The following is a 550-nucleotide window of genomic DNA, read 5'->3' as shown; positions in this document are numbered from 1 at the left end:
AACACCAAAGAAAAATATTCCAACTAAACCTCTTATCAAACTTATAAATCTTGCCCCTTGATAGCCAGTTGATACTCTTAGAAAAACTGGAAAGGGAATTCCATGCTTTTGAGAGGGTTTTCCAATAATATAGGATAAATAAATCACCAACAAAGAAGCTAGCAAACTTCCAAATAAAACTTCATAAAAATTTAAATTATAAACAAAATATAATGAAGCTATTAAAGCAAAAGACATTATGCTTTGAAGTCCAACTGACCAAAAACAAAACATATCTTTCCAGTCCCAATTTTTATCAACAGGATTTACTGAAACAATTTCCCAGTTTGTAAGATTAAATTTTTCTTTTTTTGAGCTCACATTTACATATTAAACAAATATGTATTACTGTCCATATAAGACAGTAGGTAACCAGAGGACAATCTTAGGAAATATAATAATTATGATTAATCCAATAATCTGAAGGACCATAAACTGCATCATTCCAAGATAAATGTCCTTTAAATCCCACTCTGGAACGACTCCTTTTAAGAAATAGGCTGATAAGGCA

At 30.2% G+C, this 550-nt stretch carries 1 protein-coding gene and 1 pseudogene; both read right to left on the bottom strand.

What is annotated here, in order from left to right; translation table 11 throughout:
- Positions 1-360, bottom strand: a 360-nt coding sequence (locus tag AMN84_RS04730) for a cytosine permease (protein WP_179850709.1), incomplete at its 3' end; no start/stop codon positions are given.
- Between the two features lie 24 nt (positions 361-384).
- Positions 385-550, bottom strand: a pseudogene (locus tag AMN84_RS05180) (C4-dicarboxylate ABC transporter); the annotation flags it as partial.

The organism is Candidatus Pelagibacter communis, assembly GCF_001180105.1.
In the GTDB taxonomy this organism is placed as follows: Bacteria; Pseudomonadota; Alphaproteobacteria; order Pelagibacterales; family Pelagibacteraceae; genus Pelagibacter; species Pelagibacter ubique_K.
Note: the sequence above shows the minus strand (reverse complement) of the source record. Positions and strands in the feature narration are given on the sequence as shown.